This window comes from Antrihabitans stalactiti, assembly GCF_012932915.1.
Lineage (GTDB): Bacteria > Actinomycetota > Actinomycetes > Mycobacteriales > Mycobacteriaceae > Antrihabitans > Antrihabitans stalactiti.
In genome coordinates, this window is sequence record NZ_VCQU01000005.1 from 442,006 (window position 1) to 464,014 (window position 22,009).

At 64.1% G+C, this 22,009-nt stretch carries 21 protein-coding genes; 10 read left to right on the forward strand and 11 right to left on the reverse strand.

From position 1 onward, the window contains the following. Positions 1–20: 20 nt before the first annotated feature. The 4 genes from FGL95_RS17195 to FGL95_RS17210 are packed head-to-tail and all read right to left on the reverse strand — an operon-like array spanning position 21 to position 4,277. Entirely contained in the window at positions 21–902 is an 882-nt protein-coding gene (locus FGL95_RS17195) for a carbohydrate ABC transporter permease (RefSeq protein ID WP_169588971.1), read from the reverse strand. After that, positions 899–1,792 carry a carbohydrate ABC transporter permease gene (locus tag FGL95_RS17200; protein WP_169588973.1) on the reverse strand — a complete coding sequence of 298 codons (894 nt, stop codon included), beginning with the start codon at positions 1,790–1,792 and terminating at the stop codon, positions 899–901. The genes FGL95_RS17195 and FGL95_RS17200 overlap by 4 nt, the downstream gene beginning before the upstream one ends. Beyond that, positions 1,789–2,829, reverse strand: coding sequence for an ATP-binding cassette domain-containing protein (locus FGL95_RS17205; RefSeq protein ID WP_169588982.1), 1,041 nt, complete (start codon positions 2,827–2,829; stop codon positions 1,789–1,791). Before FGL95_RS17205 ends, FGL95_RS17200 begins: the two co-directional genes overlap by 4 nt. Positions 2,830–2,861: 32 nt before the next feature. After that, positions 2,862–4,277 (reverse strand): ABC transporter substrate-binding protein, encoded by a 1,416-nt coding sequence (locus FGL95_RS17210; protein WP_206071955.1) that lies wholly within the window; start codon positions 4,275–4,277, stop codon positions 2,862–2,864. A gap of 100 nt (positions 4,278–4,377) precedes the next feature. Between FGL95_RS17210 and FGL95_RS17215 the strand changes: the two genes are divergently transcribed. Together FGL95_RS17215 and ilvA are read left to right on the forward strand one after the other, a co-directional pair. Next, positions 4,378–5,550 carry a cystathionine gamma-synthase gene (locus tag FGL95_RS17215; RefSeq protein WP_169588984.1) on the forward strand — a complete coding sequence of 391 codons (1,173 nt, stop codon included), beginning with the start codon at positions 4,378–4,380 and terminating at the stop codon, positions 5,548–5,550. 7 nt (positions 5,551–5,557) lie between these two features. Then, positions 5,558–6,772, forward strand: a complete 1,215-nt coding sequence (ilvA, locus tag FGL95_RS17220) for a threonine ammonia-lyase (RefSeq protein ID WP_169588985.1) — start codon at positions 5,558–5,560, stop codon at positions 6,770–6,772. A 51-nt stretch (positions 6,773–6,823) separates the two neighbouring features. Here ilvA and greA read toward each other — a convergent pair whose 3' ends face one another. Next, entirely contained in the window at positions 6,824–7,318 is a 495-nt protein-coding gene (greA, locus tag FGL95_RS17225; protein WP_169588987.1) for a transcription elongation factor GreA, read from the reverse strand. A 274-nt stretch (positions 7,319–7,592) separates the two neighbouring features. Then, positions 7,593–8,024, reverse strand: a complete 432-nt coding sequence (locus FGL95_RS17230) for a DUF4307 domain-containing protein (protein ID WP_169588989.1) — start codon at positions 8,022–8,024, stop codon at positions 7,593–7,595. A gap of 80 nt (positions 8,025–8,104) precedes the next feature. Here FGL95_RS17230 and mca point away from each other — a divergent pair, with 80 nt between their 5' ends. The 3 genes from mca to FGL95_RS17245 are packed head-to-tail and all read left to right on the forward strand — an operon-like array spanning position 8,105 to position 9,550. Continuing rightward, the gene (gene mca / locus FGL95_RS17235; RefSeq protein ID WP_169588991.1) at positions 8,105–8,989 is read left to right on the forward strand and encodes a mycothiol conjugate amidase Mca; all 885 of its coding nucleotides are present in this window, start codon (positions 8,105–8,107) and stop codon (positions 8,987–8,989) included. A gap of 8 nt (positions 8,990–8,997) precedes the next feature. Then, the gene (locus FGL95_RS17240; protein WP_240963113.1) at positions 8,998–9,231 is read left to right on the forward strand and encodes a hypothetical protein; all 234 of its coding nucleotides are present in this window, start codon (positions 8,998–9,000) and stop codon (positions 9,229–9,231) included. 25 nt (positions 9,232–9,256) lie between these two features. Further along, a complete protein-coding gene (locus tag FGL95_RS17245; protein WP_206071957.1) occupies positions 9,257–9,550 on the forward strand; it encodes a DUF427 domain-containing protein in 294 nt (97 codons plus the stop codon). Positions 9,551–9,591: 41 nt separating this feature from the next. On the opposite strand, the gene FGL95_RS17250 is transcribed toward FGL95_RS17245, so the two are convergent. After that, a complete protein-coding gene (locus tag FGL95_RS17250) occupies positions 9,592–10,254 on the reverse strand; it encodes a response regulator (protein ID WP_169588993.1) in 663 nt (220 codons plus the stop codon). After that, positions 10,251–11,375, reverse strand: coding sequence for a sensor histidine kinase (locus FGL95_RS17255; RefSeq protein ID WP_169588995.1), 1,125 nt, complete (start codon positions 11,373–11,375; stop codon positions 10,251–10,253). The genes FGL95_RS17250 and FGL95_RS17255 overlap by 4 nt, the downstream gene beginning before the upstream one ends. Before the next feature lie 216 nt (positions 11,376–11,591). Here FGL95_RS17255 and FGL95_RS17260 point away from each other — a divergent pair, with 216 nt between their 5' ends. Further along, a complete protein-coding gene (locus tag FGL95_RS17260; RefSeq protein ID WP_169588997.1) occupies positions 11,592–12,008 on the forward strand; it encodes a DUF6223 family protein in 417 nt (138 codons plus the stop codon). 81 nt (positions 12,009–12,089) lie between these two features. Continuing rightward, a complete protein-coding gene (locus FGL95_RS17265) occupies positions 12,090–14,093 on the forward strand; it encodes a thioredoxin domain-containing protein (RefSeq protein ID WP_338079898.1) in 2,004 nt (667 codons plus the stop codon). Here the strand turns inward: FGL95_RS17265 and FGL95_RS17270 are convergent. Next, on the reverse strand, positions 14,018–15,604 hold the full coding sequence (locus FGL95_RS17270; RefSeq protein WP_169589001.1) for an adenylate/guanylate cyclase domain-containing protein: 1,587 nt from the start codon (positions 15,602–15,604) through the stop codon (positions 14,018–14,020). The two genes, FGL95_RS17265 and FGL95_RS17270, sit on opposite strands and share 76 nt — an antisense overlap. Then, entirely contained in the window at positions 15,571–17,778 is a 2,208-nt protein-coding gene (locus tag FGL95_RS17275; RefSeq protein WP_169589003.1) for an MMPL family transporter, read from the reverse strand. The genes FGL95_RS17270 and FGL95_RS17275 overlap by 34 nt, the downstream gene beginning before the upstream one ends. 76 nt (positions 17,779–17,854) lie before the next feature. Here FGL95_RS17275 and FGL95_RS17280 point away from each other — a divergent pair, with 76 nt between their 5' ends. Then, positions 17,855–18,523, forward strand: a complete 669-nt coding sequence (locus FGL95_RS17280) for an acyl-CoA-like ligand-binding transcription factor (protein ID WP_169589005.1) — start codon at positions 17,855–17,857, stop codon at positions 18,521–18,523. Here FGL95_RS17280 and trhA read toward each other — a convergent pair. Continuing rightward, positions 18,490–19,158 (reverse strand): PAQR family membrane homeostasis protein TrhA, encoded by a 669-nt coding sequence (trhA, locus tag FGL95_RS17285; RefSeq protein ID WP_169589007.1) that lies wholly within the window; start codon positions 19,156–19,158, stop codon positions 18,490–18,492. The genes FGL95_RS17280 and trhA overlap by 34 nt on opposite strands. A gap of 172 nt (positions 19,159–19,330) precedes the next feature. Here trhA and FGL95_RS17290 point away from each other — a divergent pair, with 172 nt between their 5' ends. Both FGL95_RS17290 and FGL95_RS17295 read left to right on the forward strand, forming a co-directional pair. Then, the gene (locus FGL95_RS17290; RefSeq protein ID WP_169589015.1) at positions 19,331–20,098 is read left to right on the forward strand and encodes an isoprenyl transferase; all 768 of its coding nucleotides are present in this window, start codon (positions 19,331–19,333) and stop codon (positions 20,096–20,098) included. Positions 20,099–20,187: 89 nt separating this feature from the next. Next, positions 20,188–21,936: a fatty acyl-AMP ligase gene (locus FGL95_RS17295; RefSeq protein ID WP_169589017.1), complete on the forward strand. Its 1,749-nt coding sequence runs from the start codon at positions 20,188–20,190 to the stop codon at positions 21,934–21,936. Positions 21,937–22,009 lie beyond the last annotated feature (73 nt).

A 22,009-nucleotide genomic window follows, 5' to 3' on the forward strand; every position in this document is an offset into this window, starting at 1 on the left:
CGTCCGATGCGAGCTCCTAGCTACCCCTTCACCGCGCCCGCGGTGAAGCCGCTGACGAATCGGTCGAGGAAGAGGTTGAACACGAAGGCGATCGGTACCGCGACGAGAACCGTGGCGCCGAGCAATTCCTGCCACGAGAACACGTCGCCGAGGACCAAGTCGGCAGGCACTCCGGTGCTCACGGTCTGCTGGTCGGTCGGCGCGATGAACGCCAAGGCGTAGATGAATTCGCTGGCAGTCAACGTGAACGCGAAGACGACGACCGCGACGATGCCAGGAAACACCAGCGGCAGGACCGCCCGAACGATGGCCGAGAGCCGGCTGTAGCCATCGACCATCGCTTGTTCTTCGATGTCCTGCGGCACGCCTTTGAAGAAGCCCATCAAGAGCCAGATCGAGACGGGGATCGTGATCGTCGGATAGATGACCACCAACGACCACGTCGAATCCTGCAACCCCAACGCAACGACCACACGTGACAGCGAGAGGAACAGCAAACTCGGCGGCACCAGATACACGAGGAAGATGCCGATTCCCATCCAGCCTGCCCAGGGCCGGTTGAGCCTGGCCAGGGCATATGCGGCAGGGAGGCCGAGCGCCAACGTGATGGCCACGACCAAGAGTCCGACCCACAAGGTGTTCCACACGAACGTCGGAAACCCGGTGTCGGTGAACAGGAAAGCGATGTGATCGAGCGTCGGCGGCTTGTTGAACCAGAACGGATTGTTGGTGGGTTTGATGAGGTCGGTGTCGAGTTTGAGCGAGTTCAGCGCCGCCCAAAGGAACGGTCCGGCACACAGCAACGCGGCGGTTATCGCTGCGACGTAGACACCGACTCGACCGGCCACATATCGACGTGCGTACTTGCGGCGCAAGACGGCCGCGTCACGAGCGGCTGTCATCGGACCTCGATTCGACGGACCGCACGCAGAATCCCCACGGCAGCGGCCAGCAGGAGCGGAAACAGGAACAACGCGATCGCCGCGCCTTGTCCGATGTCGCCGCCCTCGATGCCCCGGTTATATGCCCAACTCGCCAGCACCTGGGTGCCGTTGTTCGGATCGCCGCGGGTGACGATCCGCACGACCGCCATGTCTGTGAACGTGAAGATCGCCGCGAACAGTGCGGCAACGCCGAGGACAGGAAGGGTCAACGGGATCGTGATCTCGAACATTCGGCGCCAATACCCGGCGCCGTCGACCCGCGCTGCTTCGTCGACGTCCTTGGGAATGGCGATCAACCCGGCGAGGGTGATCACCGCGCCGAGCGGGACCAGCCGCCAGACCTGCACACCGATCACCGACACCATCGCAAGGTGCGGATCGGCAACCCAGTACAGGTTCTCCTTGATGATGCCCAGTTCCTTGAGCGTCCAGTTGATCGGCGAATAGACGTTGTCGAGGATCAGCCGCCAATCGATCGACGACAACGCGACCGGCGTCGTCCATGGCAGCAGAATGAGAAACCGGACAACCCATTTGCCGCGGAAGTCGGCGAGCAGGATGTTGGCGAGCACCTTGCCGAGGATGACGACCAATACGACGACAGCGACAGTGATCACGAGTGTGTTCTGGAGCGATTTCCAGAAGACGTGGTCGGCGAACGCTCGCCGGAAATTCTGCAGACCCACGAAGTCGAACGAGGGGTCACCGGACGTGACGTCGGAGAGTGCAAACCCCACGGCGAGGCAGAACGGGAAACCGACCAGCGCGACGATGTAGACGACGCTCGGCAACATGAACGACCACGCCAGCGCACCTTCGCGGTCGGCGAACTTGCGGCGGTTGCTCATGCGCCGAGCGCAATCGGTTCGGTCTTGTTTCCCGACTCTGCGTCGAAGAATCGAAGCTGCCGACGGTGCACCGCGAAGTCGTGCGTCTCGCCTGCCGCAATCGGAGTTTCGACGGTGGACGGTAGCCGCGCGATGACCTTGGTCGGCTCGCCGACGCCCGCGACCGTGCCGTGAATGTGCCGGTCACCGGAAAGGTACTCGATGCGGTCCACCGCCAGCGCCATCCGCGCGCGATCCTCGCTGGTGACGACCTCGACCGGAAGCAGATGCTCAGGTCGGAAGCCGACGAGGTGCCCGTCGCGGGGCACCAAGTTCATCGGCGGTGAACCGATGAACGTCGCCACGAACGTGTCGGTCGGGTGGTCGTAGATCTCGGCGGGTGTGCCGATTTGGCGAACCTTGCCTGCTGCGAGGACGGCGATGCGGTCGCCGAGACCCATCGCTTCGACCTGATCGTGGGTCACGTAAATCGTCGTCGTCCCGATGCGCTGTTGAAAATGTTTCAGTTCGTCACGTGCGCTCGTGCGTAGTTTGGCATCGAGGTTCGACAGCGGCTCGTCGAGCAGGAACACGTGCGGCTCGCGAACCAGCGCGCGCGCCAACGCAACTCGTTGCCGCTCGCCACCCGAGAGCTGGCGTGGCTTCCGGTCGAGCAAGTGCTCGATCTCGAACATCGCGGCGGCTTCCCGTGCCTTGGTTTCGCGCTCGGCTTTCGACATCCGCCCGGCTTTCAGCGGGAAGACGATGTTGCCGAGCACCGATTTATGCGGGTACAACGCGTAGCTCTGGAAGACCATCGCGATCTGCCGGGCTCGCGGCGGTAAACCGTTGACGACCTCACCGTCGATCAGGATCTCGCCGCTCGTGGGCTCTTCCAGACCCGCGATGCTGCGCAACAACGTCGTTTTGCCGCACCCCGACGGACCGAGCAGGACCAGGTATTCGCCGTCCTTCGCCGTCAGATCGATCCCGTCGATCGCATTGCCGTCGCTGCCGTCGAACTTCTTGACCAGGTTTCTGACTTCTACCGCTCCCACTGCCTATATACCCCGTCGCTTCGCTCGCCCCGTCAGGAGATCAGTCCGTTGGCGCGCCACTTGTCATAGATCCGAACCATCTGCTGCTCGGCATCGGCGATCGCGTCCTTTGCGCTCAGTTCACCCTTGGCGACCTTGGCGAACATGTTCGGAATGACGAAGGTGCCGAACACTTCTCCAGTCGCGGCGCTGGCGCCGCCGGGGTAGCCGATGTTGACACTCCAAGGCTCGGCATCGACGAGAACCTTCAGCTTGTCCGCAGGCTTCGCCCCGAACGGGTCGTCGCTCAGCCACGTGTTCTGGTCCGGAACGCGACTGGGGTAGCCGGTGAGGTCGTACAGCTTGGACGCGTACGTCGCCGCCGCATAATTCTCCGTGCAATGCAGCAAAAACTCCTTTGCCGCGTCCGCCTTGGTGGAGAACTTGGGCACGATCCAGTTGTAGAGAACGTGCTGTGCCGCGAGTGCCGCCTTCGGTCCCTGCAACGCCTTCGTGAAGTAGACGTCGTCGGCGATCTCGGGATTCTTCTCCTGCGCGGTGCGCCATGCGGAAATCGAATTGACGATGTAGGACAGCTGGCCTGCGACCAAGCCCTGATTGTTGCTGGCGGCGTCCCAGCCGAAGACCTCCGGCGTCATCGTGTTCTCGTACAGCTTCTTCATGTAGTCGAGAGCGGCGACCGTCTCCGGCGAATTGATCGAGATCTTGCCCTCGGCGTTCTGCTCGGATGCGCCGAACGACCACATCAGCGAGCGGAGCACCATGTTCGAGTCGACCTCTTGCGACATACCAAGGCCGAGCGGAATGTTGCGGCTCTTCTTGATCTCGGTTGCACCACTGAGCAATTCGTCCCAGGTCGACGGTCCGTTCGGGAAGCCGACCGGCTCCCACAACGACTTGCGATAGTTCCCCGGGTCGGGCACCCAGCCAGGCGAATACGCATAGAACTTGTTGGTGAAGGGGTTGAGGCTCGACTTGCGGCACAGTTCCAGCTGCGGACCGAACCGCTTCGTAGCTTCGTCGGTGACGTCTTTCATGTCGATTACCGACGGCTCGTACGACGCGAGCGGAGCGATGTATTCGATCAGGTCGTGACCGCTGTTGGCCTGGATTTCAGCGGCGATCCGCGCCGGTATCTCCTTCTGGTCGATGTGGTCGATGATGACGTTGACGCCCACCTTCGCGCCCCACGCGGCGGCGAACCCGTCGAACCAGTCGTCGTGGCTCGGAACGAAGTGCTTCCAGAGCAGAATCTTCAGGTCGCCGGACAACTTGGTCGTCGGCTCGGTGAACTTCTCTTCCGGGGCTGTGCCGGTCGATACCGGCGCATTGCTTTCCTCGCTCGCGCACGCGGATCCGAGCGTGGCAGCCAGTGCGCCGACGCCGGCGATTCGGAAGATGTCTCGCCTGGTGAAGGGCGCAGAAAGCGGATTCGAAGTCGTCGCCATGGCGGGTAACCCTATCGTCTGGATCGAGGTCACGGAACGGGAAAAGTTCGCCACGCCCGCGATGATCGCGACCCGCGCGGCGCCAACTAGTGTCGACGCTATGAGTGAGCAGCGAAGCAAGCTTGACGGGACGGCTTGGCAGGGCTTCACGACGCGTGCGGTCCATGCCGGGTTCGATCCAGACCCATTGACCGGTGCAGTGAACGTGCCGATCTACGCGAGTTCGACGTTCGCGCAAGACGGCGTGGGCGGACTTCGCGGCGGATTCGAATACGCCCGCACCGGAAACCCGACGCGGGCCGCGCTGGAGGCGAACCTCGCGGCGCTCGAATCAGGTAGCTACGCCAGGGCGTTCGCGTCGGGGATGGCGGCGACGGACTGCCTGCTCCGCTCGGCATTGCGCCCAGGTGACCACTTGGTCATCCCCAACGATGCGTACGGCGGCACGTTCCGGTTGATCGACAAGGTCTTCACGCAGTGGGGAATCGAATACAGCGTTGCGCCGGTCTCCGATGTCGATGCGGTCCGTGCTGCGATTCGACCCAACACCAAACTGGTCTGGGTCGAGACGCCGACCAACCCGTTGCTGAATATCGGTGATATCGAGGCGCTCGCCGAGGTCTCGCACAAGGCCGGCGCAAAGCTGGTCGTGGACAACACTTTCGCCTCGCCCTACCTGCAGCAACCGTTGACGCTCGGTGCGGATATCGTCCTGCACTCGACCACGAAGTACGTCGGTGGCCATTCCGACGTCGTCGGTGGCGCCCTGGTTACCAGCGACGACGAACTCGATACGGCCTTCGCATTTCTGCAGAACGGCGCGGGGGCTGTGCCGGGGCCGTTCGACGCCTACCTCACGCTGCGCGGCATCAAAACCCTTGCCTTGCGGATGGACCGGCACAGCGACAACGCCGAGAAGCTCGTCGAGCTTCTTGTCGGACATCCCAAGATCGAGCAAGTCATCTATCCGGGGCTGGAGAGCCACCCCGGTCATGCGGTCGCGGCGAGGCAGATGCGCCGCTTCGGTGGGATGATCTCGGTCCTCGTTCAGGGCGGCGCCGAAGGCGCTCGGCAATTCTGCTCGCGCACAGAGGTTTTCACCCTGGCCGAGTCGCTCGGTGGTGTCGAATCGTTGATCGAGCATCCGGCTGCCATGACGCATGCGTCGACCGAAGGGTCGGAGCTCGAGGTGCCCGCGAATCTCGTGCGTCTCTCGGTCGGGATCGAAGACCCCGAGGATCTGCTCGGCGACGTCGAAAACGCCCTGAGCTAGCAGCGACATGCTGACGCGCGCCGATATCGACGCAGCCGCTCGGCTGCTCGCGCCTGTCATCCGACGGACACCTGCATTGGCGTCGCGCGTGCTGTCGGAGCACACCGGTCACGACGTCTGGCTGAAGTGCGAAAACCTGCAGCACACAGGGTCGTTCAAGCCTCGCGGCGCATATAACCAGATCGCCAACCTGCCAGAGGCCGACCGTGCCAAGGGGGTCGTCGCGGCGAGCGCAGGCAACCATGCACAAGGCGTTGCCTGGTCGGCCGGGCAATTGGGAATTGTCTCGACGGTCTTCATGCCGGTGAACGCACCACTGCCGAAATTGGCCGCCACCAAGGCTTACGGCGCGAACGTCCACCTCATCGGGGAAACGATCGACGACGCCCTCGTGGCAGCGCACACGTTCGCTGCGGACACCGGCGCGATCCTGATTCACCCCTTCGATCACCTCGACATCGTCGCGGGCCAGGCCACCGTTGCCTTGGAGATTCTCGAGCAAGTCCCGGATGTGGGGACGATCGTCGTACCGACCGGTGGTGGTGGCTTGATTGCCGGCATCGCGGCGACGGTACGGCTGCAGGCACCCCACGTTCGGGTCATCGGGGTGCAGGCCGCCGACGCCGCCGCATGGCCGGGGTCGCTGGAGGCGGGCAAGCCGGTCCGGGTGAAGACGATGTCGACGATGGCCGACGGCATTGCGGTCGGGCTGCCCGGCGCGGTTCCGTTCGAGCACGTGTCGCAGTTCGTCGATGCCATGTTGACGGTCAGCGAGGACGCGTTGTCGCGCGCGCTGCTGCTCTGCATGGAACGGGCGAAGTTGATCGTCGAACCCGCTGGTGCCGCTGCCGTCGCGGCGTTGCTGACGCGTTCCCCAGCCGACCTCGCGCTGCAGGGTCGAGTGTGTGCGGTCCTATCCGGCGGCAACATCGACCCACTGGTCCTGACCCACGTCATCGCCCACGGGCTCCGCGCTGCCGGCCGGTTCCTCGCGGTCCGGCTGACGATCCCCGACCGACCGGGTGGGCTCAGCAAACTCCTCAACGTGGTCAGTGACAACGGCGCCAGCGTCGTCGACGTCGTCCACGCCCGGACTGCAGGCCGCCTCGCCCTCGACGAAGTCGAAGTGGCGCTGACCATGGAGACGCGCGGTCCATCGCATCGGGAAGCGGTCCTTGGTGCGCTGGTCCGCGCCGGTTTCGCCGTCAAGGTCGAGGAGTAGCGCGCAAAAAGCCGCCGACACCCCTCGGTGTCGGCGGCTATCGCAGGTGGATCAGCTGTGGTACGGCTCCGCGCTGACGAGGGTCACCTTCATGACGCCACCGTTGGGGAGGTTGTACTGCCGGGTGTCGCCGACCTTCGCGTCGATGAGTGCGCCACCGAGCGGTGAGTTGGGGGAGTAGACCTCGAGCTTCGACTCGCGGAGGCCCTCTTCGCGCGTCGCGATCAGGAAGGTTTCGGTGTCGGACTCGTCGCCGTCGTAGTAGACCTTCACGACAGAACCAGGCAACGCGACGCCGGACTGGGTAGGTGCTTCGCCGACCTTCGCGTTGTTCAGCAGTTCCTGCAGCTGGCGGATGCGGGCTTCCTGCTGGCCCTGCTCTTCGCGCGCCGCGTGGTAGCCGCCGTTCTCTTTGAGGTCGCCCTCTTCGCGCCGTTCGTTGATTTCGGCAGCGATGATCGGACGGTTGGCTATGAGCTGGTCGAGTTCTGTCTTGAGCCTGTCGTGTGATTCCTGAGTCAGCCAGGTCACCGTGGTCTCGGTCATCTCGAAGTCACTCCCTCTGAGTTGGTCCCCCCGCGTGGCGGGATCCCTTGTATTGCCACGTCGTATTGCCGCGTGACCGTGACAACGCTTGGCGGCCAACCGAATCTTGGAATGCTTCTTCGACCCGCTGGGCCCTCGAACCACGGCTATCGCCCGGCCACCAATGCAGCAAACACGGCCCCGAACCCCGGAACCGTGTATCCACATATTTTAGCACGCATGATGGAGGTGCTGTTCAGACAACCGTCGCGGACCGATCACGATCCGTTTGCTCTCAGTCTGCCTTCAAATATGCGGGCGGATCGAAGCTACACCCGTACACGTCGCCGGCTGCCGGAGGCTGCGACGTGCGGACCGTCGAATTCACCTCGACCGTCCCATTCTCGGACGGGCCGACGTACACCTCGCGCCTACCGGTCTCGGTGCCGTCCTGCGACCGCGCGCGGATGATGCAGACAACGGCGCGGGACGGATCCTTGCGAGTCACCGTGAACTTCATCGACAGAGTCGACGAGTTGACGGCATCGTAGGAAATCTCCTCGCTCGCCAGTTCCTGCGGACCGAATCGGAGGAATCCGAGATAGGCGATGCCGATGCCGATGAGGACGACAACAACGCCGAGCGCTATCGGAATCCACCGTGAGTGACGTGGGGGAGGTCCGTAGCGGTCCGCTGGTCTAGGGGGTATGGCAGAGGTCGGAACCATCGGGTGGAACTATAGGGGAGTGACCGACGGACCGCCGCTGCGGCTTGTCGAACAGTCCGATGCGAGAGGTGAACCGACACGTGAGCGGATTTCGGCTCATGGCAGTGCATGCCCACCCGGATGACGAATCCAGCAAGGGTGCCGCCACCATGGCTCGCTACGCCGACGAAGGCAACGACGTCCTTGTTGTGACGCTCACCGGCGGCGAACGCGGCGACATCCTGAACCCGGCGATGGACGTTCCCGGTATTGCCGAGCGGATGGACGAGGTCCGGCGCGAGGAAATGGCGGAGGCTGCCCGCATTCTTGGAGTACAGCAACGCTGGCTCGGGTTCGTCGATTCCGGTCTGCCGGAAGGCGACCCGTTGCCACCGCTGCCGGAGGGGTCGTTCGCGCTCGTCCCGTTGGAGGAATCGACCGAAGCGCTGGTGAAGGTCGTTCGCGAATTTCGCCCGCACGTGATGATCACCTACGACGAGAACGGCGGCTATCCGCACCCCGATCACATTCGCTGCCACCAGGTTTCGATGGCAGCCTACGAGGCAGCCGGTCAGGCGGACAAGTTTCCCGACGCAGGGGAACCGTGGACGGTGAGCAAGATCTACTACACGCACGGCTTCCTGCGTCGCCGGTTGGAACTGTTCAAAGAGGAGTACGACCAGCGTGGTGCGCCGTTCCCGCTCCAGGAGTGGTACGACCGATGGCGTCCTGAACACGGCGACCTGATGTGCCGCGTGACGACGCAAATCCAGTGCGGCAAGTACTTCTCGAATCGCGACGACGCATTGCGTGCACACGCGACCCAGATCGATCCGAACGGCCTCTTCTTCGCGATTCCGCTCGAGTTGCAGCAGCGGATCTGGCCGACCGAGGAGTACGAACTCGCGAAGACGCGGGTACGGACCTCGATTCCCGAAGACGACCTCTTCACGGGAATCAAACCTGACAACGAGGGCTCATCGTGACGTCGCTGCTGGCCTACGCCGTTCTTGCCGCGCCGAGCAACCCCCAGGGTCCGGAGTTCGGCAAGGCGTCGCCGATCGGTCTTGTCATCGTGTTGCTGCTGCTCGTGGGACTTGTGCTCCTGATCAGATCGATGAACAAGCGGATCAGGCGCCTGCCCGCCACATTCGACCCGCAGCGCCCCGAGCCCGACCAAGCCGCCGACGACGGCACCGACCCGGGCGCTGCCACCACCACGTCCTGAGCATGAGCGGCGTACTTTCGAGATCATGACGATTCGCGCAACGTGGAACGGCGTCGTGCTCGCCGAGACGGACGACACCGTGATGGTCGAAGGCAACCACTATTTCCCGAGGGAATCCCTGAAACCCGAGTACTTCAGCGACAGCAGCAAACACACTGTCTGCCCTTGGAAAGGGACGGCGTCCTACCTGTCGGTGAGCGTCGATGGTGCTCAAAACCGGGATGCTGCTTGGTATTACCCACAGCCGAAGAGTGCCGCGGCCAACATCGAGAACAGGGTCGCCTTCTGGCGCGGTGTCGTGGTCGAGCAGACTGCATAGATGAATCGGCTCGGCAGTACTCGCTACCCTCGGTGGCGACGTCAAGAGTTGCGCGGAGCGACCAGGCCTGCTTCATAGGCGAGAACGACGAGTTGGGCACGATCACGGGCATGGAGCTTGGTCATGGCCCGGTTTACGTGAGTTTTCGCGGTCAGCGGGCTGATGACCATGTGATCTGCGATCTCCGCGTTCGACAGTCCCGCGGCGACCAGGATCACTGCCTCCCTTTCGCGCGTGGTCAGCTCTTTCAGCCTCGTATCTGTGCTGCGGTTGAAGGGCTGCGAGACGTACCGGTTGATCAGTCGGCGCGTGATCGCGGGTGCTAGTAGCGCGTCGCCGCGGGCGGCGACGCGAATGGCATGTAAGAAGTCCTCCGGCCGAATGTCTTTGACAAGGAATCCGGCAGCGCCGGCGCGAAGCGCATCGAAGACGTATTCGTCCAAGCCGTAGTTGGTCAGAATGACGACGTGCACACCGGCAAGGGTCGGGTCTGCCGCAATACGCCGCGTCGCCTCGATGCCGTCGACAACCGGCATCTGAATGTCGATGAGCGCTATATCGGGGAGGTGCTGCCTGGCCAGCGCGACGCCCTCGGTCCCATCGGCAGCCTCACCCACGACCTCCATATCGTCCTCGAGGTCGAGGAGAGCGCGGAAACCGCTGCGAATCAGCGGTTGGTCGTCGACGAGCAGGACCCGGATCATGGCAAATCCATGGGGAGTTCGGCTAGGACGGAGAACCCGCCCTCGGTGCGTGGAGCGGCGTGCAGGCGACCACCGAGGGCGGTGACTCGTTCGCGCATCCCGAGCAGCCCGACGCCATGCTCCGGCATAGTTTCCGGCCTGGCTTTGCCGTCGTCGTCGACCCGTACGACCAAGGTGTCTGGACGGTAGTCGATACGGACCGTTGCCCTCTCGGCGGCGGCGTGCCGGGCAATATTGGTCAGCGACTCCTGCACGATCCGGTAGACAGTTCGATCCACTGCGGCAGGGAGGTCCTGGCGTTGCCCTTCGACCGTCAACGTCGTGTTCAAACCCGTGGCCCGAGCGCGCTCCACCAATTCCGGGACTTGGCTGAGCCCTTGTCGAGTGGCGACCCCGTCATCGCGCAGCGCTTCCAGTGTCGCCCGGAGTTCCCGGGCCGCCTCGCGTCCGGCCTCCCGGATTGCCAGGAGTGATTCCGGCACGGCTTCGCCGCGTTTCTGGGCCACGTGGACTGCGGCCTCGGATTGCACTTTGATGACCGAAATTTGGTGGGTGAGAGAATCGTGCAGCTCCCGCGCGATGTGTAGTCGCTCCTCGTCGGCGCGGCGTCGCGCAGTCTCGTCGCGCGTGCGCTCGGCTTCGTCTGCCCGCCGCTCGGCTTGCCGCACTGCTTCACCGGCAGCGCCGGCCGCGATCAGCCAGGCCAATTGGAGGGCACCCCGGGCCTGCGTGAACGCCTCACCCAGGGACCAGGTGGCGTGCGCAGCCAACATCGCAAACGGAAGGGTTGCCAGCATGATCACCGAACCCGCTGCGGCGATGAGGCGGTGTCCCGCTCGTACCGTTGCATACACCGCGACGAGATACGCGACCGCGGGCACCTCGAAACCGATTGCCTGGTAACCCAATACGCACAGCCCGGTCATGGCCAGCACGGTGACCGGAGCCCAACGGGCCGCAGCCAGCGCGAGCCCGCCGACTACCAACAGCGAATAGCCCAGCACGTCGAGATTCGTGGGGGAGTGCTGCCCTGACAGTCCCGCGACCAGCAGGATGACCGCCACTCCGCCGGCGACCACCGAGTCTCCGATACGGAGCCGTACTGGCAGACGGCAACTCATGCGTGCACCCTAGCTCGAAAACTAGGTGGGCAACTCCTGCTTACAGATGATCAATCGACTACTGCCGACGTAGTACTTCCGCGGCTTATACAGCGTCCGCAGCAGTCGGCTACGGCATTGGAGGCATAGCGAATTGTCCACGCTCGCAAGATGATCAGCGTTGGTGGTTGGGGACATGATCAACGGACTCGAAATCGTTCGACGAAGGAGCATCTCATGTCCGTCCGTAATCTGCCCGCTGTCGTAGCAGCCGCTGTGCTCGGTGCTATCGCGCTGGCGGCGCCGGCCACAGCCGCGGCCGAGCAGACCGCAGTCAGTGGGATTACCTCCGGGCGAGTCGGGCCCACCATTACCGCGCTTGTGGGACTGATCGGCGTAGTAGTCGGCAGCCTGACCCTCGCCCGCGCCGGGCGTATCGGCACTGGCAATGCACGGCGAGGGGCGATTGTGGCGCTGGGCTCGGGGCTGATCAGCGTGGCTCTCGGTGGACTGTTCGCGGCCATGGCCGACGGTGGTCCCGGCACTGGTAACGGGATAGTGGGTGCATACGTAGCAGTCGTGTTGGGGCTGATCGGCCTCGTTCTCGGCGGTCTGACACTGAACCGCTCGCGCGCCGCCAGTCCCACCCGCTGAACGCAACGACCGACATCGGGATCATGTGCAGACCATCTGCCGGGCCACCTTGTTTGCCTCGAGGTGTGGGAGGCTGGCTGTGTGAACCAATTGGGCAGTGCGACATCGCCGTACCTGCGTCAACACGCTGAGAACCCGGTCCACTGGTGGCAGTGGGGTGCCGAAGCACTCGCCGATGCCCAGCGTCGTGACGTCCCGATCCTGCTGTCCATCGGCTACTCCGCCTGCCATTGGTGCCACGTGATGGCGCACGAATCGTTCGAAGACCCCGCGACTGCGGCGGTGATGAACGAGTACTTCGTCTGCATCAAGGTGGACCGCGAGGAACGACCGGACATCGATGCGGTCTACATGAACGCGACCGTCGCCATGACCGGTCAAGGCGGCTGGCCGATGACCTGTTTCCTCACCCCAGATGCGGAACCGTTCTACTGCGGCACCTATTACCCGAAGACGCCTGCGCATGGCATGCCGTCGTTCACTCAGTTGCTGAATGCGATTGCCGAGACGTGGCGCGACCGTCGAGCCGAAGTGTTCGAAGTAGCAACCGGCATCGTCGACGCGCTGCGCAAGAACAACGGCGGATTGCCGGCCGGATCGCTGGAGATCAGTGCCGCGCTCCTGGACCATGCGGTCTCGGCGGTGTTGCGTGACGAGGACCGCGAGCACGGCGGATTTGGTCGCGCACCGAAATTCCCGCCGTCGGCGTTGCTCGAAGGCTTGTTGCGTAGCTACGAACGCACCCAAAATTCACGTGTCCTCGACGCCGTGGACCGAACGGCTGCGGCGATGGCTCGTGGTGGGATCTACGACCAGCTCGCTGGCGGTTTCGCGCGCTACTCGGTCGACGCGTTCTGGGTGGTGCCGCACTTCGAGAAGATGCTTTACGACAACGCGCTGCTCCTTCGTGCCTACGCCCACCTTGCCCGCCGGACCGATTCGCCTTTGGCCACTCGGGTGGCGGCCGAGACCGCGGGGTTCCTCCTCACCGACCTCGCGACCGACGAGGGGTGTTTCGCCTCGGCGCTCGATGCCGACACCGAGGGTGTCGAGGGTTCGACGTATGTCTGGACGCCTGCACAGCTGGTCGAGACGCTGGGTGCGGACGACGGTCGGTGGGCTACGGACCTGTTCGCTGTGACCGAGTCGGGCACGTTCGAACATGGCAACTCAGTTCTGCAGCTACCGAAGGACCCCACCGATCCGGAGCGATTCGACCGGGTCACCGCGGCCATGCGAGCAGTACGTGCGACGCGGCCGCAACCCGGTCACGACGACAAAGTCGTCACGGCGTGGAACGGCATGGCGATCACCGCACTCGCCGAAGGCGGGGCGGGTTCGGGTCGCGCCGACTGGATCGACGCCGCCGCGAAGTGTGCTCGCTACCTGCTTGATTCACATGTCGTCGATGGACGCGTCCGCCGCGCATCACTCGGTGGTGTGGTCGGCGAGGCAGCGGGCGTCCTCGAGGATTACGCCTGGTTGGCGACCGGACTGCTCGCCTTGCACCAAGCCACCGGCCAACTCGACTGGCTCACCGAAGCGCAGCACATTCTCGATCGCGCCATGGCGCATTTCGCGGTCCCTGACGAACCAGGCAGCTGGTTCGACACCGCCGACGACGCCGAGGTACTGGTCGCCCGGCCCCGCGATCCGATCGACGGCGCCACCCCTGCGGGTGCGTCCAGCCTGGCCGAGGCGCTGCTGACCGCGGCAGCGTCGAGCGCGCCGGACAAGGCGTCTGCATACGGCGAGGCGGCCGCGGCGACGCTGCAAAAGGCTGCCGTGATCCTGGCCCGTGCGTCGCGGTCGGCTGGCCAGTGGCTCACCGTGGCGGAGGCCTATCTGCGCGGACCGTTGCAGGTCGCGATTGCCACGTCGAACGGCCGGACCGAGCTTCTCGACACCGCTCGTCGTGCCGCGCCCGGCGGAACCGTGGTGATTGCGGGTGCGCCTGATTCGGTGCCGTTGCTCGCAGACCGACCGCTCGTCGACGGCTCTGCGTCGGCCTACGTCTGTCGAGGTTCCGTGTGCGATATGCCGGTGTCTACGTCCGCCGAACTGCGCTCTCTGCTGTTGCGATAGCCGCGGTTGTCGGTCCAGCTCTTGGTCTCGTCCTCCCGGCCGCGCAGCCGCAGAATGCCATGTGGGACCCACAGGTCGCGCTCGTCCGATCGCGCGGCCTCGATCACCGGTTGACTGACGAGAATTCGCTGCCGGACCGCCTTTGCGGCCTCGGTCAGTCGGGCTGCCTCGTTCACCGGGTCGCCGATGACGGTGTATTCCAGCCGCGTTTTCGATCCGACATCGCCGGCGAACACCATGCCGCGGGCGACGCCGAGACCGATGTCGAGTTCTTCGGCGGCGAGTACTTCGTCGCGTATCCGTCGAGCCGCGCGCAGTGCACAGGTCGCGTCGTCGTCGAGTTCGATCGGCGCGCCGAAGATGCACAACGCCGCGTCGCCCTCGAATTTGTTCACGAGCCCGCCGTTCACGGTCGTTGCGTCGACCACGATGCTGAGCAAGCGGTTGAGCTTGTCGACGAACTCGCGGGGCTCCAATTGGTGGGCGAGCGCTGTCGAGCCGACGACGTCGACGAACAACGCGGAGACTTCGCGCATATCGCCGGTCAGGTCCATCCCGCGGTCGATCGCGCGTTGCGCCACATGGGTGCCGACATGCTGGCCGAACACGTCGCGCAGTCGATCACGTTCCCGCAAACCGGAGGCCATGTCGTTGAGTGCTGCCTCGACCAAACCGATTTCGCTGGTTGTCCGCACAGGGACGACGACGTCGAGGTCGCCGTGTTCGATCTTCTGCAGTGACCGTCGGAGTGTGTCGAGTGGTTCGGCGACACTTTTCGCAAGGAACGCGGTAGCGGCATAACCGCTGATCAAGCCGAAGATCGCGAAGTACACGGCGCTGCGGATTCGTTCGTGCTGCCCAGAACCGGTGTCGGCGAGTACGAGGAGAACGCTGGCGATCGGGAGTCCGCTCGCCAACGCCCAGGTGATGCCGACGCGGACGAGGACCGAGGAGCTTGGATGGCCGACCGGGCGGACGACTTTCGCGACCATCGGGATCGCAGGCCGGATCACGCTGTCGACCACCAGGTACGTGAACCCTGCCGACGACAGGCCGCCGAGCGCGACGAGGATGACTGCGATTGCGTTGTCGCGCCCTGGCAGGAAAACCGCAAACAGCATGGCCTCGAGCACGATACCGGGCAGCCACAGCGAGCCTCCGAGCAATGCCGAGTCGAGCGGGAAGCGCAGGACCTTCTTGGCTTCGGATTCGTATGGCAGCCTGCCTTCGCACACCCAGCCGAGGGTGCGTCGGTGCATCGCCATGATCGTGGAGGTTCCGACGATCGACGCCAGAATTGCGTACACGGTGGTGATGATGATGATCGTGACCGCCGCGTCGCCGAGCCTGCTGAATACGCCGGTCAGGGTCAGTTCGACGAGAACCACGACGAGACCCGCGATCGCACTGCCGAATGCGATCGACGCCATGCCGAACCGAGATTCGAGCATCCGGGTGCGGGCCCGCTCGAAATGCATCACTCCACCGTTCTCGGAAACCACCAGTTCCATCGGCCGAACAACCGCATCAGCGCGGGCACCATGATCAACCGAATCACGACCGCGTCGATGGCGATAGCGACGGCCAATGCGACGCCCATTTCTTTGAGTTCCAGCACGTCCGCGGTCGCAAAGCTCCCGAATACCACCACCATGATCGCTGCGGCCGCCGTGATCGGCCGTGCGGTTCGTGCAATTCCATCTGCCACGGCGTCCTCGTTGTCGCGACTCGTATCCCAGCTTTCCTTCATCCTGCGGATGAGGAAAACCTCGTAGTCCATGGACAAACCGAACAGTACCGCGAAGACCATGATCGGTAGGAAGACCTGCAGAAATCCGGCGCTCTGGAAGTTCAGCAGTGACTCGCCGTAGCCCCACTGAAAGATCGCGACCGTGATACCGAGCGCAGCTCCCGTTGCAAGCAGGTTCATCGCGATCGCTTTCACCGGCAGCAGCAGACTCCGAAACACCACGATGAGAAACAGCAACGAGATGGACAGAACCAGCACCAGAACGATCGGGAACTTCGCCGTGATTTCGTGCGAGAGGTCGACGAATTCTGCTGTGGCGCCGCCGACTTGGATGTTCGGTCCGCCGAGTGCCGCGATTGCCCCGGCCTGCCGTCGAATGTCGTCGACGAGTCCGGTCGCCTCCGTGGAGTCGTAGGAGACCTTCGCGACTGCCGTGATCAATATTCGGCCGTCGTTGCGTTGCGGAATTGCCGCCGTCACCAACTCGTTGTGCGACAGCTCCACGCGGAATCGTTCGGCTTCGGCGGAGGCGTTGGCGTCGAGTGCGGTACCTCCGGGGCCGCTGACAAATATCTCGATCGGCGACAGCAGACCGGGCACGAACTCACGATCGATCACAGCGAGTCCATGCCCGACCGGGGTGTCAGCCAGCGCCGGAATGCCCTGGTCGATGCCGTAGCGAATGCCGGTGAGCGGCAGTGCAGCAAGCACGAGGAGCACTGCGGCGGCGCCGCCGAAAGCGATCGGACGTTTCATGACGGTCCGGGCCCAGCGCGCCCACCTGCCATCGTCGACGCTGGTGGGTCGTGTTTCCGCTGGTTGGAAACGCTTCGGCAACGCGCCTTTGTCGATCGCCGGACCGAGCGCGGCAAGCAACGCGGGTAACAGGGTCAGCGCGACCACGAGGGTGCACGCGACGGCGATCGAGACGCCGATCGCGATAGCGCGGAAAACCGGCGCCTGGACGACGACGAGCGCGCACAGCGAGATCATCACGATCAGCCCGGAGGCGACGATCGTCTTGCCTGCGGTCCGCAATGCGATGCCGATCGCCTCCGCGATCGGTTCCAGCTCGTCTCGTCGCGACACTCCGCGGCGGGTGAGTTCTTCGCGGAAACGGCTGACGATGAACATCGCGTAGTCGATGCCGATACCCGTGCCGAGCATCGTGGCAATCGAGATGACGAGCGACGGCAAGGTCAGCATTGTCGTCAGGACGAACAGTGAGCCGATGCCCAGCAGAATTCCGCCGATTGCGACGGCCATCGGCACCACGGCCGCGACCAACGCCCCAAGGGCAAGGACTAGCAGGATGAGTGCGACAGGCAAGCCGATCGCCTCCGCACGTTGGATATCCGACGTTTCCACGGCGACGATCGCGGTCTGGATCGAGGAATAGCCGACGACGTTGATGTCGATTCCGTCGCCCGCAGCCGCTTTCATCGCCGGCTCCAGCCGCTTCGTCACCGTCGACCGCTCGCTCGGTCCGCCGTCGATGCCGACGATCGCAAACGCGGACTTGCGGTCGGCCGAGAATTGCATGGCTGGGTTGCCGTCGGAAGGTCCGACCACGCCGGCGACGCCGTCGATGGTTCGGGCCGCCGCCACGGCGCGGTCCACGACGGTGCGACCCGCACCGGAGTCGAGCGGTTGCGTTGCCGAACTGAACACGATCGCGTCCTGTTCGGCGCCGACCTGCGGAAAGTATTCGGTGATGCGATGGTCGACCTCGGTGGATTCGGCTCGGTCGGCTGTGAAATCGGGGGCCGACAGGCGTGCCTCCAATTGGGTGTAGGCCGCCGCGCACGCAACCAGCAGGACCGCCCAGATCGCCAGTACTTTCCAACGATGTGTCGTGATGATGGCGGCCCAGCGCATCGCCAACGTCGCGGAGCCGGGCAGTGCGGGCTCGGTCGTCTCGATCTGTACCGCCATGAACTGACCCTACGGAGGACCTTCGAAACCTGCAAGTGACTGTCAGGTTTGTGGTGCCGGGCGTACGCTGGATCGAGTGACCGAGACGGAGAGTTCGTCGCACGCTGGCCCGTGGGAGCGCAAGAAGCGCCAGGCCATGCGCCACATTCAGGGAGTTGCGTTCGACTTGTTCGATGAGCTCGGCTATCGCGCGGTCGCCGTCGATAGGGTCGCGGCAACCGCTGGAGTGTCACCGAGTTCGATCTATCGCTACTTCGGCACCAAGGAAATGTTGGTCCTGTACGACGAGTTCGACCAGCAGCTTCTCGAGCTGCTCGAGCGTGCTGGTGGCGGGGATTTGATGCGCCCGCTCGACCTGCTGGAGGCCGCGCGCGCGGCGGTACCCACCCTCCTGGACGTCGTTCTCTCAGGCGGTGGCGAGAATCAATTCAAGCGCCGCATGCGCTATGTGTTGACCGAGCCGGACGTCAAGGCGGGGCTGACGCGACAGACCGAGGACTTGGAAGCGTCGATCCGGGCAGTTGCGGCGAGGCGGTCCGGCACCGATCCCGACGACTTGACGATCAGAATCGCCACGACATCGGCGGCCTGGGCTTTCAACGCGGCAATGGACTATTGGGCGCGTTCGAACTTCGCGGAACCGTTGCGGGAGGTGCTACGGCGCGCCACCGGCATCATCATCGATGGTGCCGAGGTGCAACTGGCAGGACTTCAGTTGAAAACGACCAGCCAGACCGCGATGTAGTGGCACAACGCCGCGATCACTGTTGCGGCGTGGAAGAACTCATGGTGACCGAAGGTTCGCGGCCATGGGTTCGGCCACTTCGTCGCGTACAGAATGGCGCCGCCGCTGTAGAGGACGCCGCCGACTGCAAGCAGCACCATCGGTGCGACGCCGACATGGTGGGTGAGGTCGCCGATGACCGGGACGATCGCCCAGCCGAGCAGGAGATACAGCGGAACGCCGATCCATACCGGCGCGGTCGGCCACAGCATCTTCAACGCGACGCCGCCGAGGGCGCCTGCCCACACGACGATCAGCACGATCCGACCGGCAGACGATGGCAGGCCGAGCATTGCGAATGGCGTGTAGCTGCCCGCGATGAACAGGAAGATCATCGAGTGGTCGGCCCGCTTCATCCAGATGCGGCCCTCGGTCGTTTTCCAGTGAATCCGGTGGTAAGTCGCGCTGATGCCGAAGAGTCCACAGATGGTGATGCTGTAGATAGCGGTGGCAACGGCGGCTGTGCCGGACACCAGTGACCAGGACAGCGTCACCAGCACTGTCCCGGCTGCGATTGCGATTGCGAATGCCCACAGGTGGATCCAGCCGCGCATGCGCGGTTTGACGGGCAGTTCGTCGAGCCCGAAGACTGTCAATGGATATCCTATTACTCGTGGGTAACCTACGGTTGCGTAGGTTAGTTGTCACTCTACCGTCCGGTGTGGCGCGTATGACGCGATCCGTGACCAATCCCACCGCGGGCGTACGCTTTTCTACTGTGTCCATCGGGTCTACCACCTCCTCGCAGTGTCGTGAAGTGATGCCGCTTTGAAGGCTCGGGGTCTGCTGTATCGCGTGTACGAATCTCGGCTGTTGAAGCAGCTTGCAGACAAGCAGCATCCGCGTCATGTCGCCGTACTCTGCGACGGTAATCGCCGATGGGCGCGGGAGAACGGTTTCACCGATGTCAGCCACGGCTACCGGGTTGGGGCACTGCGCATCGCTGAGTTGTTGAGCTGGTGTGATGCCGCAGGGATCGAGATGGCGACGATCTACTTGCTGTCGGCGGAGAATCTGCGCAGAGACCCCGACGAACTGCAGTCGCTGATCGAGATCATCGGCGACGTCGTAGACGAGATCTCCGGTCCGGGGCGAACGTCGAGTGTGCGAATCGTGGGTTCGCTCGATCTGTTGCCCGACTACGCCTCGCGCCGGCTGCGTGACGCAGCTGAGCGAACCGAAGGCCGGCAAGGCGTGCATGTGAATGTCGCAATCGGCTACGGCGGTCGGCAGGAAATCGCCGATGCCGTGCAATCGCTCGTGCGCCAACGTCTCGACGCAGGCATCAACGGCGACGAACTGGTCGAGTCGCTGACCGTCGAGAGCATCGGCGAGAACCTCTACACCTCAGGCCAGCCCGACCCTGACCTCGTCATTCGCACCTCCGGTGAACAACGGCTCTCGGGATTTCTGCTCTGGCAGAGCGCGTATTCGGAGATCTGGTTCACCGAGGCGTACTGGCCCGAGTTCCGTCGCGTCGACTTCCTTCGCGCCCTCCGCGACTACGCGGCCCGCCACCGGAGGTTCGGCGTCTAACTCCGTGCGCGCGTCTCACCCCCACCGGGGTTAAATTCACTCACAGTTGTGGGGCGATTTGTCCAGGTCAGCGGGCATACTTGACCGACATGCAGCAAACCTTCGCGTCACACGTTCGGTCGCAGGTCGAGCGGTTCGGCGACGACCGCCGGTACACCTACCTGCGGGAAGTCGGTCGCGAGCTGACCGAGGACGTCGTGACCTACCGCGGGCTGGACCGAGACGCTCGAGCGATCGCGGCGTGGCTGCTGACCCAACCCGAGACGAAACGCCCGGTCGTCCTCCTCTACGACACCGGACTCGACTTTCTGCGCGCGTTCATCGGGTGCATCTACGCCGGGGTGATCGCGATCCCTGCCCCAGTGCCGCTCTACGCCAACGGCATGCGTCGGGTCGCGGGGATCTTCGCCGACGCCGACGTCGCGATCGTGCTCACGACGGCCGCGACCCGGGAACTACTCGCCGCCGGACTCAGCGATGCTGGGCTCGCGGACAAGGTGAAGCTGGTAGCCACAGACGACGCCACACTTGCCGACCCCGACGCGTGGGAGATGCCCGCCATCGGACCCGACACGGTCGCATTCCTGCAGTACACCTCGGGCTCGACCGGCGACCCGAAGGGCGTCGTGGTGACCCACGGAAATCTACTGCACAACACTGCGGCGATGGCTTCGTCGTTCGGGGCGGACCACAACAGCGTGGGGATCGGCTGGGTCCCACACTTTCACGACATGGGATTGATCGGCGTGTTGTTGGCGTCGATCGCGACCGGATGCGACTGCGTCTACATGTCGCCGATGACGTTTCTGAAGCGGCCGATCCGGTTGCTGGAAGCCATCGACAAGTACCGCGGGACAATCATGGCGTCGCCGAACTTCGCATACGAGTTGATCGCGCGTCGGGTCAAGCCGGCCCAACTGGCCGGACTGGACCTCTCGTGTATGAAGACCGCCCTCAACGGTGCCGAGCCGGTCCGGCAACGCACGATCGACACGATTGCCGACTGTCTCGGGCCCGCTGGCCTCCGCCCGTACACCATCGTCCCCACCTACGGACTTGCCGAAGTGACGCTCCTCGCGACCGTGGGTCGTGCGGGAACCCCTCCTCCGCGGTTGGACGTCGACGCGGCAGCGTTGGAGCGCAACGAGATCGTCCCATCATCAGCGCCGGGCGCACTGTCGCTGGTCAGCAGCGGGGCGCCGGCAGAGGGCATCGAGGTCCGCATCGTGCATCCGCAGACCTTGCTCGACGAGAGCGGTGTCGGTGAGATCTGGCTCCGCGGGGCAAGCGTTGCGGGCGGCTACTGGAAGCGGCCGGAGCAGACGCGTGCAGATTTCGAGGCCTTCGTCGGCACCGACGGACCGTACCTCCGGACCGGCGACCTGGGCTTTCTGTCGGGCGGGGAACTCTTCGTCACCGGTCGACTCAAGGACCTGATCATCGTCAACGGGCGAAACCTCTACCCACAGGACATCGAAGCTGCGATTTGCGAAAGTCATCCCGCCCTTGCCGAGTCGATCGGAATCGCCGTGTCGATCGATGCCGAGGACAAGGAACGGCTGCTCGTCATCCTCGGGGTCAAACACGCGGCAATGGCGGGTATCGCGCATGCCGAACTCGCTGCCGAGATCAAGGCGTTCGCCTCACGGACCTTCGACGTTCCAGCACCGAATGTCGTTTTCGTCGAACAACGCGGCATCCACCGCACGACGAGCGGCAAAGTGCAGCGCCGCTCGATGAAGGCGGCGTTCCTCGCGCGGGCACTCGACGGCGTTCTTTACGAGGCCATCGATCCTGTCGTCGAAAATCTGCGGGCCGTGAACCAAGTCGGTTCCTGAGCCGTTTTTGTTCATGACCCTGAGGTCCGTTAACCCTCGGGTGGCGGTGATCAACACCTCGGGGACGGGCTTG